Annotated in this window: 13 protein-coding genes and 1 other RNA gene; 2 read left to right on the forward strand and 12 right to left on the reverse strand. The window is 42.3% G+C overall.

Going from position 1 to position 15,324, the window contains the following annotated elements:
• Window positions 1-14: 14 nt before the first annotated feature.
• The 6 genes from K7887_RS18915 to K7887_RS18940 all read right to left on the reverse strand — a co-directional run bounded on the left by K7887_RS18915 (window position 15) and on the right by K7887_RS18940 (window position 7,425).
• Window positions 15-893, reverse strand: coding sequence for a carbohydrate ABC transporter permease (locus K7887_RS18915; RefSeq protein WP_088019463.1), 879 nt, complete (start codon window positions 891-893; stop codon window positions 15-17).
• 19 nt (window positions 894-912) lie between these two features.
• Window positions 913-1,806, reverse strand: coding sequence for a carbohydrate ABC transporter permease (locus tag K7887_RS18920; RefSeq protein WP_088019464.1), 894 nt, complete (start codon window positions 1,804-1,806; stop codon window positions 913-915).
• Entirely contained in the window at window positions 1,796-4,432 is a 2,637-nt protein-coding gene (locus K7887_RS18925) for an extracellular solute-binding protein (protein ID WP_223491172.1), read from the reverse strand. The genes K7887_RS18920 and K7887_RS18925 overlap by 11 nt, the downstream gene beginning before the upstream one ends.
• A complete protein-coding gene (locus tag K7887_RS18930; protein WP_223491173.1) occupies window positions 4,423-4,734 on the reverse strand; it encodes a hypothetical protein in 312 nt (103 codons plus the stop codon). The genes K7887_RS18925 and K7887_RS18930 overlap by 10 nt, the downstream gene beginning before the upstream one ends.
• A 34-nt stretch (window positions 4,735-4,768) precedes the next feature.
• Window positions 4,769-6,145: an ABC transporter substrate-binding protein gene (locus K7887_RS18935; RefSeq protein ID WP_223491174.1), complete on the reverse strand. Its 1,377-nt coding sequence runs from the start codon at window positions 6,143-6,145 to the stop codon at window positions 4,769-4,771.
• A gap of 524 nt (window positions 6,146-6,669) precedes the next feature.
• The gene (locus K7887_RS18940; RefSeq protein ID WP_223491175.1) at window positions 6,670-7,425 is read right to left on the reverse strand and encodes an alpha/beta hydrolase; all 756 of its coding nucleotides are present in this window, start codon (window positions 7,423-7,425) and stop codon (window positions 6,670-6,672) included.
• A gap of 183 nt (window positions 7,426-7,608) precedes the next feature.
• On the opposite strand from K7887_RS18940, the gene K7887_RS18945 reads away from it, so the two are divergent.
• On the forward strand, window positions 7,609-8,022 hold the full coding sequence (locus K7887_RS18945; protein WP_223491176.1) for a VOC family protein: 414 nt from the start codon (window positions 7,609-7,611) through the stop codon (window positions 8,020-8,022).
• Window positions 8,023-8,069: 47 nt separating this feature from the next.
• Here the strand turns inward: K7887_RS18945 and K7887_RS18950 are convergent, their stop codons facing one another.
• From K7887_RS18950 to K7887_RS18960, 3 genes are read right to left on the reverse strand one after another with little or no spacing between them, the layout of a single operon-like run.
• Window positions 8,070-8,378, reverse strand: coding sequence for a DUF962 domain-containing protein (locus K7887_RS18950; protein ID WP_223491177.1), 309 nt, complete (start codon window positions 8,376-8,378; stop codon window positions 8,070-8,072).
• 6 nt (window positions 8,379-8,384) lie between these two features.
• Entirely contained in the window at window positions 8,385-9,116 is a 732-nt protein-coding gene (locus K7887_RS18955; protein ID WP_223491178.1) for an SDR family NAD(P)-dependent oxidoreductase, read from the reverse strand.
• Between the two features lie 27 nt (window positions 9,117-9,143).
• Window positions 9,144-10,697, reverse strand: coding sequence for an ATP-binding protein (locus K7887_RS18960; protein WP_223491179.1), 1,554 nt, complete (start codon window positions 10,695-10,697; stop codon window positions 9,144-9,146).
• 71 nt (window positions 10,698-10,768) lie between these two features.
• Here K7887_RS18960 and K7887_RS18965 point away from each other — a divergent pair, with 71 nt between their 5' ends.
• Window positions 10,769-11,179 (forward strand): LAGLIDADG family homing endonuclease, encoded by a 411-nt coding sequence (locus K7887_RS18965; RefSeq protein ID WP_223491180.1) that lies wholly within the window; start codon window positions 10,769-10,771, stop codon window positions 11,177-11,179.
• Window positions 11,180-11,739: 560 nt separating this feature from the next.
• Here K7887_RS18965 and ssrA read toward each other — a convergent pair.
• The 3 genes from ssrA to rnr all read right to left on the reverse strand — a co-directional run bounded on the left by ssrA (window position 11,740) and on the right by rnr (window position 15,249).
• Window positions 11,740-12,081: a transfer-messenger RNA gene (gene ssrA / locus K7887_RS18970) on the reverse strand.
• A 197-nt stretch (window positions 12,082-12,278) separates the two neighbouring features.
• Complete coding sequence (smpB, locus tag K7887_RS18975) at window positions 12,279-12,746, reverse strand: SsrA-binding protein SmpB (protein ID WP_148965553.1); 468 nt, start codon at window positions 12,744-12,746, stop codon at window positions 12,279-12,281.
• Between the two features lie 121 nt (window positions 12,747-12,867).
• A complete protein-coding gene (gene rnr / locus K7887_RS18980) occupies window positions 12,868-15,249 on the reverse strand; it encodes a ribonuclease R (protein ID WP_223491181.1) in 2,382 nt (793 codons plus the stop codon).
• Window positions 15,250-15,324: the final 75 nt, after the last annotated feature.

A 15,324-nucleotide genomic window follows, 5' to 3' on the forward strand; every position in this document is an offset into this window, starting at 1 on the left:
TTTTTCTCCCCCTTCTACTTGATTCCTGAATGTGCCATCGTATTCATTACCTGGCTTTGTAAGATGATAAAGATGATTAAATTTGGAATGAACATAATTAAAGATGCCGCTGCCGCCATACCTTGACCCGCTACCGTGTTTCCACTTGTGGCCGAAGTTAAGGTCGACATGTAAAAGGCAAAGGTCTTCAGATTTTCATTATCAACAAACAATGTCGAGGTTTCCGTGTTATTCCAAACAAGTTGGAAAGAAAGGATCGCAATGGTTGCAATCGCCGGTTTTACAAGCGGAATGATAATCTTTCGGAAAATTTGATAGTCTGTCGCCCCGTCCATCTGGGCTGCTTCAATCAATTCGTTCGGTATTTGATCAATAAATTGTTTTACTAGGAAAAGCCCGATCGGCATCGCGATCAACGGAAAAATATGGACAAGGAATGTGTCCAACAGTCCCACCTTTTCAATCAGCAAGTAACGCGGAATGACGACTGCCGCCGAAACGAACATTAAGGCAAGTGTGTTGATTTCAAAGATGGTTTTCTTTAGTCTGAATCGTTTTTTCGATAAGGCATACCCTGCCATCGTACTAATAAGAACAGTGACAAAGACGACGATGAGGGTGATGGAGATACTGTTAAACAAGTAACGGGACATCGGAACGCCCGTTGTGCTTGTGTTATTCATTAAATCAATGAAGTTCTGCATCGTCGGCTTTTGCACAAAAAAGCGCGGTGGATAAGCAAATAGCTCATCGATCGGCTTAAAGGCGTGAGAAAAGACAAAGACGATGGGCATAGCCATAAAGATGGCGAGCGGTATTAGAAATGCATAGAACTTTAATTGGCTTTTGTGAAAACGGTCTGGATTGATTTTCGTTCCATGGAATGCCGACACATCATTCACTCCCTACTCTTTAGTCTTTTTCACCGAATAAACGCCAGGCGATTTTTGAGAAGATATATACGAATAATAGTAATAGAACGGATATTGCTGCTGCATATCCCATCTCATATCGGATGAAGCCGTAGTCCTCTAAATGGTTGACCATTAACTGACCTGCATATTGTGGCGTCGGATTGGCACCGGATAAGGCTACCCCAATCGCACCGGCCTGGAACGTCCCGACCACAGCCATGACAGCTCCGAAAAGCATCTGCGGCTTCATGGATGGAATGGTGATATAGATGATTTCTTGGAATCTATTTTTTATGCCGTCAATATAACCAGCTTCATAGATTTCCCTATTGATGTTCAAAACACCGGAAAGCATCGCAAGAAATCCTACTCCCATGCTCCCCCAAAGGGTAACAACAATCATGATCGTCATTAAGTGATCTGGTGATTGCAGCCATTGAACAGGCTCTAAGATGACACCGATTGTGATTAAAAGACTGTTTAAATAGCCTGTCTGATCCCCACTGAAAATGATGGTCCATACAACCGCCATCGCAATGCCGGCTGTCATGGATGGGGAATAGATGATAAGCGCCAATACCGTTCGCGGCCCTTTAGAGATTTGAGCAAGCATCCAAGCTAGCAGGAAGGATAAAATATATCCTCCCGGCCCGACGATGACTGCAAACATCAACGTATTCGGCAAGACGCGTTGCATGAAGACTTCATCTTGCGTAAGCACACTCACATAGTTGGCAAGCCCGATGAAGCTCGGCATCTCAATCGCATTGAAATACGTGAACGATAAAAGAATGGCCACTACCACCGGAATGATGATAAAGGTAAAGAAAAAGATTAAATATGGTGCAAGAAAGATCGATGTACTTGCATGCTTTTGAAGGCTACTCCTCATTTTCTTCCACCCAGCTTTCTACTTGTTCAATCGTCGGAATCGGATAAGTTTTCACGATTTTTCCATTTTTCATATATCCGAATTCCTCCATCTTCCGCCTCATTTCACGGTCGATAGTCACCACCGCATCATCTACAGCTGAACGGGTATTTTCCCCGTCAAAGACAACACGGTTCCATACATTACTAATCTCACGTTCTACCATATAGGTGTATGGCGTTTTCGGCACTTCACGTAAATGTTCCCATTGCGCTAAGATGACTTCTTTATGTTCCTCTGGCCATGGTAATTGCTTAAAGGCGTCAAGATTTGCGGTATTCCACATGTAAGAAGGACCATACATGATTTGCAAGGTAGTAGCAAAATCAGTCTGTGTTTCTGTGGACATCCACCATTTCAACACTTGCCATGCTTCGTCCTTATTCTTGCTGCCGTTAAAAATCATGCCGGCCTGTCCAGATCCTGTTGCCCATCGTTCCACTTCTCCGTCCTCATTTTCCACTCCAGGATGAAGGGAAATGTCCCACCAGCCGGAGATTTCCGGTGCTGCAGATGTAAGCTCTACATAAGTCTGGAAATTAGACACACCAATCGGCAAGGTGGAATAGCGGAAATGGTTATAGAAATTCGGCACCTGAAGCGGTGTGCTATAGATCGTATTCAAATCCGTCATAAGCTGAATGCCGCGGACTGTTTCATCGCTGTCAATCGTCGTACCCATGCCATTCTCTTTATACATGTCCCCTTGATGTTGATAAATAAATGGAGAGGTAGATTGGAATGGTTTGAATGCCACTGCACCTGCAATAGGCGTGTAGTAATTCAACCCAAAGCGTTGCAGCTCAGGCAAGACATCTACTACATCCTCCCATGTGTCAGGGACAGGAACATCTAACGTACCTAAAATATCTTTTCTGTAAAATTGAACAAAGAAGTCTTGCGTTTCCGGCAACCCATATACCTCATCATCAATGATCATTGGCAAGAAGGCACCAGGAGAGAAATGAGCAAGCGTTTCATCAAAATCGTCAAATTCTCTTAAGTCATAGGCCGCTCCACGGATAGCAAGTTCATATGGCAACCAGCTACTGATTCCTAGCGCGAGATCCGGCTGACTGTTTGCTGCATTAGCCAAAATCAATTTCTGCTCAGAAGGCATGATGGAAAATCTCACTTTAATTCCTGTTTGAGGCGTAAAGTTTTGATCCACCATATTTTGCATCAATTCTACATATTGACGTGGTCTGTTTACCCACACATCCACCACATCATCATCCACTTTTTCCGTTGCTAACGTATTAGACTGGAACGAGTGGAAGAATTTCAGGACAGATTCTTTTGTTTTCGCGAAAAATCCTAGTTCTGGTTTTGGTAACTTTTCATCACCGTGAATATATATTCGATCCATTATTAATGGCTGTTTTTTCAAATCCAGTGTTGCATTTCCAAGAAGCTGTGCGACAGAACTGGAGCCTTCTGAAAGCTGAGTCAGTCGTGCTGGAATTTTGTCAGGGTCTGCTGCAAGCTCTCTTAACCGTTCAACGGCAATGTTGAGCGATACAATCTCCACTGATTCTTTTCCATCACTTAATTCAAGCAGATACTCACTTTCTCCTTCCAGCTTATCCGCCCATGAAGTAAGGTCTCCTTCAATCTCAGGCATGTACTCGGTAATCCTCCAGCCGCGAGAGCGATCTTGGTTGTTTCCGGTTAATCGTTTTATGGATAGGGAGAGTTGTTCAATGCCCTTCATCACTTCATCCATTTCGAATAACGTGCGATTTACAGGTGACGCATCACCTTTAAGTGTCAGGGTATTTTTCCCCTTTTCTAGATAAAAATAATACGGTTCCCCGTCTTCGTTGCTAAGCGTTTCATTTACCCAATTTTTCTCCTGTTGGAAAGAATAGCTTTCTACTTCTTCAAAAGGTACCTCTCCATTGATCATGACTGTCCGGAACACCGGAAAGCCTGATTGTTTTTCTTGTAAAACTTTCAACGAAATCTGGTAGTAGCCTGCTTCCTCTACTTCCATTTCCCATGTAGCCGTTTGACCGCTCGTCTCCCATGACTCCCCGCCGATTGCATTCAATAGGCGTTTGTCACGCTCATAAGGGACAACAGATGCATCCTGTCTATTCACAGGTCTGATAAAAGAGCTGTTCTTCTTCAGCGGGTGCTCCGCTTCGATCGTGATACTGTTTGTTTCTGTGAGATCCCCAGCATGGTTCTCTCTGTATTCTTCATATGTAGGGATCGTTCCCACACCGCTCACATATATGTTTCCAAGCAGCATTTCTCCCCGGATGTTCTCTAACGTAATGGTGTTTTTTCCTTCTTTTAATTGATACTTCAATGGCCTTGCTTGCAGATGACTAGAATCCTCTGCCTTGATAAAATGCCATTGTTCGATTGGCAGCTGCTCTGGAATAATTTCATCTCCAAAGCGGTCCTGTTCAAAATCATTTGTTGCACTTTTCCAGTCCTTCGGGAAGGTAATCCTGCGACTTTCAAAATATGGATATTCCCCGTTCACTTTGATAGAGCCTTCTATCGGAACAATTCCTTCACCAAGAGGATAATAGTCGAAGCCCAGTTCATATAAGCCTTCTTCCTCTACATCCACTTCAATCGTGACGGTATCCTTGTTTCTCCAAGCATAGACCTATCGCCATACTCCTTGCTTTCTCCACTAGAAAGCAGGCTATTCTCATCAATGGATAAAAAATCAGCGGGAGTGACAACGCGCTCGAAATCTTGCGCGTTGCCCTGTCCCACTTCATTCCACTGCTTAAGGATTGATAGATAGCGTGGCTCAATGACTTGTTCTGCCACCTGCTCTAGGCTCTTCTCTTCATCAGCAAATGCGAATTGGCCTGGTACTAGCAACAGCAGTATTAATGACCAGAACATCATTTTACGTTTCATATCTAATCCCCATCCCCTTCACAGTTGATCCATCTTATTGACCAATCGCTTCTTTGCCTTCTTGGTACTTTTGATTTGCTAATTCATTGATTTGTGCCGCATAGTCTTCAATCTTGATTTCGCCTCTGACGCTCGCATCAATCAATGCTGCGATATTTGCGTTCGGCTCTTCTCCGATTGCAACGCCGGTTGGTGCTTCCCATCTAGATTGAGCGAATCCTGGTACTGTTTTCACAGGTTCCACAATTCCATTCGCCAGATTGTCATATGCTGTACGTAAGCCAGGGATATCCTGAACTTCGAAGAATGCATCCAATACTTCCTCGTCCTGTGTTACAGGCAAGTTGTTCAATGCTTTCTCATGCTCTACTGCCAGATCAATACGTTTTAAGAACCCTTCTTTACCAAAGCTCATCCACTTAGCAAAAAGGAACGCTTCTTCTTGATGTTTAGTAGATTTAGAGATTCCCATGAAATCATTTACGATAACCGTTCTTCCGCCAGGAGTTCCAACGAAGTCCCAATCAAAATCAAGGTTAGTAGAGAAATTTTCCACTGCCCATGTACCATCCCAGTTAAGTCCGATACCACCGCCGGCAAATACTTCTCCAGCATTCTCGCCATTGAAGTTGGCTTTTTGCTCATCAGACAAATTCTCATAAGAATAACCATTTGTTACAAAGTTGCTTGTAAGATTAACACCAGAAATGAATTCATTACTGTTTAGGTGATACTCATCTTCACTGAATGTATACCATCCAATATCTTCATTTACAGAAGAAGGATACCAATCCACAATGGCAAATGGATTATTCAACCCAACTACTCCACTGTTCACATTTGTCACGGAACGAACAGATTCCGTAAAGTCATCAACAGAGATGCCATATTCAGGAACATCCAGGTTTGCCTGGTTGTATAAATCTTTATTTACAAAATAACCAAGGAAATGCTGTGCACTAGGAATTGCATATACTGCATCATTGTATGTAACAGAATCTGTTACAACTTCAGGAATGTTTGCAAAGTCTTCATCTTCTGCAGCCAATTCCGTTACATCTAACAACCAGTCATTCGCAAGGCCAGTCGGTACTTGTGATACCATGAAAACGTCAGGCATCGCATTTGCACTTGCTGCAGAGGAAAGGGAATTATTCCAGTCATCTGTTGAGATCGACTCATCAATTTCTACATCAATGTTAGGATATTTCTCTTCGAATTCCTCAATCATTAAACGCTCGATGTTATTATCCTCTTCCGTTCCAAGCGCCCAGCTGGCAAACTTAATGGTTACTTGATCTTCGTTGTTACCTTCCTTCTCCGCGTCATTTGAAGCATTGTTGGAATTACTGCACCCAACTACCAACATGAACGAAGCGGCGATCGCGATCCAAGGTTTCATCAATTTCATTACCCATACACCCCTTAAATATTTTTTATACACCTTTATCGAAACGTTTCAATTAGTTCGTAAAAATAAAAAGGGAGATCTACTCAACCTTTTCTACCTGTCTATCTGCAATTGATACGTTTCACTAACGTCATTATACTCCGTCTTGTAAACGATTACAATATTATTTTCTAAATATTTTCGGAGATTGATAGAATTGATTGAAAAGTCTTAATACATAAGGGTTTGGTAGGTATTACCTGTGTTTCTATGTTTATGTAGAACGGAAAAAAGAACCGATTCTGATTAGTAGAATCGATTCGATAATTTCATATTGTTTCTGTTAAACACCGCTGTTGATTTCCGCAAATGGCTTCGCTTTCCGCGGGACGGTGCTTGAGCCTCCTCGCTGCGCTGTGGGGTCTCAAGCTACCGTTACTCCCCCGCTGGAGTCTTCGCCTTTTGCTCCAATCAACAGCTAGAAAGCGGTAATTATTCAACATTCAACTTTAAGAGAACTTATTATTTCGACTTATAATCACCGATTAAAGTTGTTGTTCGAAGAATGCTAACACATCCTCGATATGCTTGTCCCAGTATCCCCAATCATGGCCGCCGGGACCATCGGAAAAGGTAAGGTCTAATCCCGCTTGGATGGCATGGTCTCTAAAGCGGGTATTTGCTTCATAGTTATGATCTTCCGTGCCACAGCACTGATATAACTTTGGAGCTCTTTCTCCTACTCTTGACGCAAGATGATAAAGGTCATCCTCACTTCCCAAAATAGGACGATCGCCGAATATGTATTTGAAATCTCTTGGGAATGCAGGCAATCGTTCATTGATATCTACAGAACCTGACATGCTTGCTGCTGCAGCAAATTTCTCCGGATTCCTCATGGCGACTTTGAAAGCCCCATAACCGCCCATTGAAAGCCCCGCGATAAAGTTTTCCTCTCTCTTATCTGACAACGGAAAAAAGCTTTGAGCAAGTGTCGGAACTTCTTGACTGACAAATTTGTAAAAATCATATCCATGTTCCATATCCGTGTAAAAACTTCTCCCAGCAGCAGGCATCACAATCGCCCACCCCATAGCAGAGGCATAACGCTCTATGGAAGTGAATCTTGTCCAGATGGTATGGTCATCGGAAAGTCCGTGCAGTAAATAGAGGGTAGGGTGTTTCTTTTGTTTTACTTTTGTTGAGACCCCTATTTGTGAATTCGGCTGTGGCAATAGAACCGTCATGGATGTTGAACATTGCAAAGCCTCCGAGAAAAAATCGCATGTAATTCTAGCCATGCTTTTCACTCCTTTATATATGTTTTTGAAACGTTTCGACTACTTATATTATAAAAGGTAGTGAATCCGCTTTCAATAACTTTCCGATAATCACACTTTGTCGAACGTATGTTCTTTACTTTTCACTTGTACCAAAATATAATGAGAGAGTAAGTACATACCCATTGAGAAGGAGTGTTGAAAATGAAGCATCATGCTGTACCTTATTTATCATTTAACGGCAATGCAAGACAGGCACTTGAGTTTTACAAAGAGGTATTTGAAGGAGAAATCAAAGGCATCATGACCTTTGGCGAAGCGGACTTCCCTACTCCACCTGAAGCTGACAACCTTGTTATGCACGCGCGTTTTGAAAAAGGAAATCTAACACTGATGGCATCTGACTCATTCCCAGGTCAAACAGTAGAGATTGGTGGCAACGTCTCTCTCATGCTGGAGATGGAAAGCGAAGAACAGGTTGACACCCTATACGTACGCCTAAGTGAGAACGGAAAAGTATTGATGGAGCTTCAAGACACCTTCTGGGGAGCACGTTTTGGAAGTGTTCAGGATTCCTTCGGTGTGAAATGGGATTTAAACTATACGAAACCGCAATAAATTTAAAAACGCTTCGGGAGCCATGGAGGTTCTCGAAGCGTCTAAATTCATTTGGGGAGGATTCTTTTACCTGAAATCAGCTCGAATGTTTTTAAGAAAAAACAACTAAAACCGGCATAAAAACCAATGAGTGGATACCTAAATGATGCTGGCTTATTCTTTTCAAAGTAAAAGTGTCCGATCCAGGAAAAAACATAATGTAATATAGCTAGCACCAGGGTTACCCACCAATTAATAAATATAAAAATCCAGGCTAAGAAAGCAAAGAGAAAAGCAAAATAGTGAAGAATCTGATTCCATTTGTTCTCATGTGCTTTTTGATATAATAGCAAATCATTCTTCATTTTTTCTTTCATACTAGGTTATCCCTCGTAAATCATCTTTCTTGTCATGCCGCCGTCCACGGTAATGTTTTCTCCGTTGACAAAATTGTTTTCGGAGTCAGTTAAATACAAGCAAGCCTTTGCAATATCTTCCGGTTTTCCGACTCGATTGGACAGATGTTGTGCATGGTCCTTATCTCTTAACTCTTCATAATTTTCATTTTGGATCCATCCAGGTGAAATAGCATTCACAGTAATATTCCGCTCACTTAAAGAAGCTGCAAGCGCATGCGTCAGCGCTACAATCCCGCCTTTAGTTGCCGCATATGCTTCTGAGTTGGGTTCAGACATCGTTGCCCTAGTGGAGGCGATGTTAACGATAGAACCGCCACTTTTCAAATATTTAGATGCTTCTTTAGAAGCAATAAACACACTGCGCAAATTCGTGTTGATCACATCATCCCAAGCGTCGACAGTAAGGTCATGCAGTGGAGTAAATCGGGATACTCCTGCATTATTTATAAGGATATCGATCTGTTGGAAATGTTCCAGGGTTTTGGTCATAAGGTGTTGTATGTCCTTTTCTTTGCGGACATCGGTTTGGACGAAAATGGCATTGTTCCCTAGAGCCTGTTGAAGTGTTTGTCCTGCTTTTTCATCCAGGTCCGCAAGCACCACTTGTGCACCCGCATTTATGTATGCCGTTGCGATTCCTTTTCCTATTCCGTTCGCCGCACCAGTAACTATTACTGTTTTGTTATGGAAATTCATTGAAAGTGCCTCCTTTGAGTAGTATTGTTAGCCATTACAAGGCAGAATAATATCCACTACCGCCCCACCATTGTTATTATTTTGAATACAAAGCTTACCATTATGAATCTCTTCTACGACACGTTTACAGATCATTAATCCCAGGCCATTGCCGTCTTTTTTGGTTGTAAGGAATGGTTGGCCCATTCTGTGCAAAATCTGGTCAGGGAAACCATTCCCATCATCAGTAAAGCGGACCAAAAGTTCATTTTCACTATGTGGTCTTACACTGATGGTGAGTTTTCCGTTCTGTTCCACCGACTCCACACTATTTTTCACAAGATTGATAAACACCTGCTTCATTTGATTGCCATCACTATAGATAGGCTTAACATCCTGAAAGTCGTATAGAATTTCAACATTTTTTATAATGGCAAAGCTCGATAATAATACTTCTATTTCCCTGATAAGATCACGCACATCATGCCAGTCTTTTCTCTGAACCGTCGGCCTAGACAGAACAAGGAACTCATTGGTGATTTGATCAATCCTTTCTATTTCTTTCAACATGATTTCTGGAAAGGCATTACTTGGTCCGCCTTCTTTACTCAGCTGTATAAAGCCTTTTAGAGTAGTAAGTGGATTCTTTATTTCATGTGCAACTCCTGCTGCCATTTGTCCTACAATAGCAAGCTTTTCAGCATTTTGAATATAGGATTCGGTTTTCGTATATTCTGTAATATCATGAAGCTGAATCAATGTTCCTCGTTGAAAAGAAAAAAAATCTACCAAACATGTTCTTGTCTCGTGTTTATTTTGAAAAATAATTTTGTAATCCTGGATAACTTCTCCTTTTACATATAGGTCATGAACACGGCTCAACAACTTTAGTTCATTAATAGTGAAGGGTTCATTTTCATGGGGCAAACCTAAAATGTCCCTAGCTTTAGGATTTATTCTAACGATTTCCCTGTTTCCCTCTACCACTATGTAGCCTGTGTTGGATTGCTCCAGCACCATATGGTTCATTTCATCTAAATATCGATTCTTTTCTAGAAGGTTCAATTCCCTTTGAATCGAATCCACAATCGTTTCCAAAGAAGCCATGATAAGCGGGTTCGCGACCTGCACAAAAGTCATCATCGATATCGTTCCAACTACTTGGTTTTTATGATATAGCGGAACACTGTAGCATGCAGTCTGATGGAGAAAGTAATAGAAATGCTCCTCCCCTATTAGCTGTACAGGAATACCAAGTTCCAGTGCCGCTAAAACAGAGTTAACTCCTGCTTGCGCTTCACTGAATTGGACGCCTTTTTTCAGACCGACCTGATTAACAACCGTATCCTCCATGCTCGGATCGCCAAGATATTCAATGATATTCCCTTTTTCGTCCGTAACCGCCACAAGTATAGGTATACCTTTACTCTTTTCCAAAAATGTATTCATAAACAGTCTAATAATAGCTAATGTATCCTTGTATTCACTTTGTATTTCGGACAACTCCACATCCGATAAGCTATTAAAAGTGGGGATGACAAGTGGATCTAATTTATTGATATGGCAACGCTCGCGCATCTTTGTTATATATTCTTCTAGCATGCTATCATCCTTTGAGACTTGTAGTTTGCTCATACTAAAAAGTATATACTACTGAGAGTGGAGATGAAACGATGAAGGATTGGGAGGCGGCATATATCGCTGGTATTATTGATGGAGAAGGTAGTATTTTATTAACAAGAATTCACAAAAATGAATTTAGACGTCCTTGTATCACCATAGCTTCTACAGATATAGAATTACTAGAATTTGTCCAGAGTATAATCGGTGGTGCAATTGTAAGGAAAAAGAATTACAAGCCTACTATCCACAAGAATTCATTTTCACTAAATGTAAAATCAAAACGAGATGTTCTAAACACGTTGAAATGTATTTGTCCATATCTAAGAGTAGAAATAAAAAAGCGTAGAGCTATTTATATTTTGGATAACTATGAATTAGTTACAAAAAGAAATGGGAAATATAAGCTAGAAGAGCAGATAAATAAGATTAAATTTGAAGAGGAATTTTTTAACCTTAAATAAGAAAATAGGCGACATGAAGTACCTAATGGAGTTAAATATTTCGTCCTTCTATTGTCGAATGGAACAACCTTGTTGATTGTAGTGGAAGGCGCGTAGACTCCCGCGGGAGGAAGGGACAGGTAAGACCCCGCAACGGAGTGAGGAGGCTTACGGACCGCCCGCAGGAAAGCGAAGCGCCTGGAACGAAAATCAACTGAATCTCTTATTTTTAATTAAACAAACAAAAGACCACACCAGTGAACAGTGTGGTCTTCTTACATTAAAATGGAGACGGTGGGACGTGCAATTCCATGCTTTCGTCATGGCACTGACTATATCTTGAACCTCAAGGCTGAGGTCCTCTGGCGTATTATGCGAACTAAAATTTTTAGTTGCTACTGCAACTAGCAGTTCCGCATCCTAGTATTACCACTAATGTGGCAACCTATGAGTCGATACACGGCTGTTGGATTGCTCCACATACCGCTCGGCATTGCCTTATCGTAAAAGAACTACGACTTAGGTTTCACCGATAAAGCCAGATTTTCACTTGTATGTTGCCATACAAGGCGACTAATAATTAATCGAACCCACGTCCAGAAACATCGCCACTTAAGCATCTACGAGTGTAGTCAATATATTAGTATTTCGCTGACCCTTCCGCCTATTGACTGGCATCCTGGCAGCTAGTCTGGTTGTGCTCTTCCTTTGACCTCAGACGGCGATCTCCGGCGTAGCCCACTTAGAGTGAGTCCCTGATCCTACCACATGGGCGATGGAGGGAGGAACCGCTATAGTCTGTTATTAAGCAGCTAAAGCGAAGTTGTTGTTTTCTTTGCCAGTTATATTGGCGTTGACGTTGATGACGAGGACGATCCCCCCGACTCGCAACCCAAGCTCGAACTATCCCTGTCGAATCCGTAACGTCCCCTCGATTAGAATGTCTCTGTTGAAATTTAAATCAACAAAGAGAAACACAACACGAGGTTCTACGGGAAAGATAATCAAGCCAATTAGTTGGCTATTCAATTATCAAAGCGCCGCTGTTATCTTAGCGACATCCTTATTATAGCACACTCACATAACTTTGCAATTGTAAGTTACTGTAAAAAGAACTATACTATTCCTTTTGACGTTCACGGAACGCTCTCTCAATATCGCGTTTCGCTTCTTTCTTTTTCAAGTCATCACGCTTGTCGTATTTCTTTTTCCCTTTACCCAGACCGATTAACAGCTTTGCATAGCCATTTTTCAGATAGATTTTCAAAGGTACTAATGCATACCCTTCTTCTTTTGTAAGACCTATCAGCTGATTGATCTGTTTCTTATGAAGAAGCAGCTTGCGTGTACGAAGCGGATCATGATTGTATCGGTTTCCTTGCTCATACGGACTGATGTGCAGGTTGTGCAAAAACACTTCACCGTTTTGCACTCGTGCAAAGGAATCCTTCAAGTTGACGCGACCTGCTCGCATGGATTTGATTTCCGTACCTTGTAGCACCATACCCGTTTCATATGTCTGTTCGATAAAATAATCGTGGTTGGCTTTTTTGTTGGTACTGATAACCTTTCCTGTCCCCTTCGGCATGGCTGTGTCCCCCTCTCTCTAATATTTCATAGCGGTAGTGAATATTTTACCAAATACACCACCCCTCTACAAGAAAGAAGAGCCTTCTCTTGCAAAAAGGCTCTTCCCACCCCGAATCTTATCACTTCTTCTTTTTACGCTTCTGTTTCGGCGCATTTTCAAAGAACTTCTTGTTTTTCTTTTTCTTTTTACCAGTGCCAGTCTTACCTGTACCTGGCCCCTTAGTCGTCCAGCCAATTTCAAATGTGTAGTCATCGATATTGCTTTCGTCTTTACGCTTTTGACTGCGGCCTTTGGCAGGTTTCTTGCGTTCGCTCTGGATGACACGTGGTGCACTCTTCGTATCCGGACGGCGAGTACCTTTCATGCCAACTACTTCAAAGTCAATGGATCGCTCATCTTTATTTACGTTAATCACACGAACAGTGATTTCGTCTCCGATACGATACACTTTTCCTGTGCGCTCTCCGATCATCGCATAATGACGCTCATCGTAGCGATAATAGTCATCCGTTAGGTAGCTCACATGGACAAGACCTTCAATCGTATTCGGCAGCTCGACGAACATTCCGAAGTTTGTAACAGAGCTGATGATCCCATCGTATTCTTCGCCAATTTTATCAAGCATGTACTCGGATTTTTTCAGTTCATCCGTTTCACGCTCAGCATCCACTGCCCGGCGTTCCATGTTAGAAGAATGCTCAGCGATTTCAGGGAGCTTGTCGCTCCATTTTTCCTGTGTCTTCGCATCCAGTTTCTTTTGTATCAGGTAGGTGCGAATCAGACGATGAACAATCAAGTCAGGATAACGACGAATTGGTGATGTGAAATGGGTATAGAACTCTGTGGACAAACCAAAGTGTCCTAAGCTTTCCTCATCATATTTCGCCTGTTTCATAGAACGAAGCATGACAGTAGAAACTACCATTTCTTCCGGTTTCCCTTGAACAGCTTCAATGACTTCTTGAAGTGCACGCGGATGAATTTCGTTTCCTTTTCCTTTCACCACATATCCGAAGTTTGTGATGAACTCGAAGAAACGTTGCAGTTTCTCCTCTTTTGGATCCTCATGGACACGATAGATGAACGGCACATTCATCCAGTGGAAATGCTCCGCTACCGTTTCGTTCGCAACAAGCATGAACTCTTCAATCAAACGCTCGGCTACTGAACGTTCCCGAAGAACGACATCCTTAGGTGCACCTTCTTCATCCACAATCACCTTGGATTCTTTGAAGTCAAAATCAATGGCTCCACGCGTCATCCGTTTTTTGCGAAGGACAGCAGCCAACTCTTCCATTAACTGAAACATCGGAACCAAGGCTTCATAACGAGACGTTACTTCTTCGTCCTTATCCACAAGAATTTTTTTGACATCTGAATAAGTCATACGTTCCGTTGTCTTGATGACACTGTGGAAAATCTCATGTTTCACCACTTCACCGGCATTATTAATCTCCATCTCACAAGAAATCGTAAGGCGGTTCACTTTCGGGTTCAACGAGCAAATACCGTTGGAAAGGCGATGCGGAATCATCGGAATCACACGGTCCACAAGGTAAATACTTGTCCCACGCTCCTGCGCTTCCAAATCAATTGGTGAACCTTCCGTTACATAATGCGTGACGTCTGCGATATGAACGCCAAGCTTATAATTGCCGTTGTCCAGTTTCGTCACGGTTACCGCGTCATCCAGGTCTTTTGCGTCCGCTCCGTCAATCGTAACAATGACCTGGTCGCGAAGGTCACGACGATCACCAAGATCTTTTTCGTCAATTTCATCCGGCGTTGCATTCGCCTGGTCGAGTACCTCTCTTGGGAACTCCTGCGGCAGGCCATGCTTATGAATGACAGACAAAATATCTACACCCGGGTCATTTTTGTGACCGAGAATGCGGATGACTTCCCCCTCGGCACTAAGGCGACCTTCCGGATAAGTAACTAGTTTTACAACTACCTTATGTCCTTCCACTGCACCATTGCTGGCACTTTTCGGAATGAAGATATCATTGGCAATTTTTTTGTCGTCTGCAATAACAAAACCAAAACTCTTGCTTTCGGTATATGTACCAACAATCTCCTTGACTCCACGCTCAACTATACGGATAACCGTTCCTTCTTGTCTGGAATCACCCGCAGCTTTTCTGCTTACGCGTACAAGAACGATATCTCCGTGCATGGCATTGTTCAGCTCGTTCGGTGGAATGAACACATCGTCCATATCCGCTTCTTCCGGCATGACAAATGCAAAGCCTTTGGAGTGACCGATTACTTTTCCTTTGATCAGGTTCATTTTTTCAGGAAGTCCATAGCGGTTGCTGCGAGTTCTCACAACGAGTCCTTGATCTTCCATAAACACTAGAGCTTTGACGAAATCTTTGAATTCCTCTGAGTCTTTAATTCCAAAGGCTTGTTCTAACTCTTGTGTAGTTAGTGGTTTGTAGGCTTCTTCTTTCATATAGGAAAGTAATTTATCTACGTGTTGTTGAATTATTTCTTCCATTATATATCCCTCCCCTTTTCGGGTTTGTAAAATTACTTTAGTACACCGCTGGTGATTTCCGCTTTAGGCTTCGCT

The organism is Sutcliffiella horikoshii (assembly GCF_019931755.1).
GTDB lineage: Bacteria > Bacillota > Bacilli > Bacillales > Bacillaceae_I > Sutcliffiella_A > Sutcliffiella_A horikoshii_E.